This is a genomic window from Candidatus Phytoplasma gossypii, from assembly GCF_030586975.1.
Taxonomy (GTDB): domain Bacteria; phylum Bacillota_I; class Bacilli_A; order Acholeplasmatales; family Acholeplasmataceae; genus Phytoplasma; species Phytoplasma citri.
The window spans coordinates 1-1,014 of the sequence record NZ_JAOSIT010000081.1 but is presented as its reverse complement, the minus strand read 5'-3'; the positions used below and the strand labels follow the sequence as shown (position 1 = coordinate 1,014).

Sequence of the window (1,014 nt, the reverse complement as noted above, 5' to 3'; positions counted from 1 at the left end):
TTCCCCAAATGGCGCAGTTCCAAAAAGTTTGGTTCACGAGAAAAGCGGAGATATTTCTAACTTAAATAGTGATCGAGATGATTATTGATATTCTTAAAAGTTGTTACAAAATATGGGTTCAGTGCGCACTAACCATTTTATATGTTATAATTAAGTTAGATATTTTATATTTAGAATATTTTCTATTCATAAAATATCTTAATATTTTCCTTCAAAAGGAAATAAATGATAATTGAAAATGAAATTTGAAAATTTGAAAAAAAATTAAACATTATAAATTCACAAAATAATTAAAATTTATCTAACAAAAATATTTAAAAAAATATTATCTACTAAATAAAAATATATTTATTACATATTTTTAAAAATAAAAAAAGAAAAGAGAATGAATAACTAATATAAAAATTTTTAATAAAAATAAAAAAAATATTTTATTATTTCAATATTTAATTCTGATCTTATTTTTTCTTAAATGTTTTTTTATGAATACGATTGTGGCTCAGATTTCTGATGATAATAATCAAAAAATAATAGATTTAAAAACTAAAATTTTTCAATATCGAATTATTTTAGATACAGAATTAAATCAAACACAAAAATTCAATAAAGAATTAGATATATTATCATCAGACGAAAAAGAAAAATTACAGATTTTTTTAAATGATATCGAAACACAACGAAAAACATATATTACAGAACTTAATAATTTTCAAATAAATAATTCTCAAGATAATAAAGAAGCAATTTTGTTAAACATTTTGGAAAAACAAGAAAACTCTTATATAGAATTAGGGCGCAAAAGATGCTCATAATTCTGCTATTTAACGCATAGCCTAGAGTGATAATCTCTCTAGAGGTCACGTAAACACCACAAGGTGGGCTTGATTAACTAGTTCGAAAGAAAAGTTGATAACAGCAAAAGCACGCAAGCGAGATGAGACGAAATATCTAGTCAACAAGTCGACGCCAGACCAGAAGTCAAGGAAAAGGTGCAAGTCCCTAAGCGGTTAAGTA

1 protein-coding gene is annotated in these 1,014 nt (G+C 24.1%); it reads left to right on the top strand.

Translation table 11 applies throughout. From position 1 onward, the window contains the following. Positions 1 to 482: 482 nt before the first annotated feature. Entirely contained in the window at positions 483 to 812 is a 330-nt protein-coding gene (locus OC698_RS03175; RefSeq protein WP_304513236.1) for a hypothetical protein, read from the top strand. The last annotated feature ends 202 nt before the right edge of the window (positions 813 to 1,014 follow it).

Coding starts and splice junctions, on each gene's coding strand:
- OC698_RS03175 (WP_304513236.1), top strand. CDS start 483: ATGAATACGATTGTGGCTCAGATTTCTGATGATAATAATCAAAAAATA.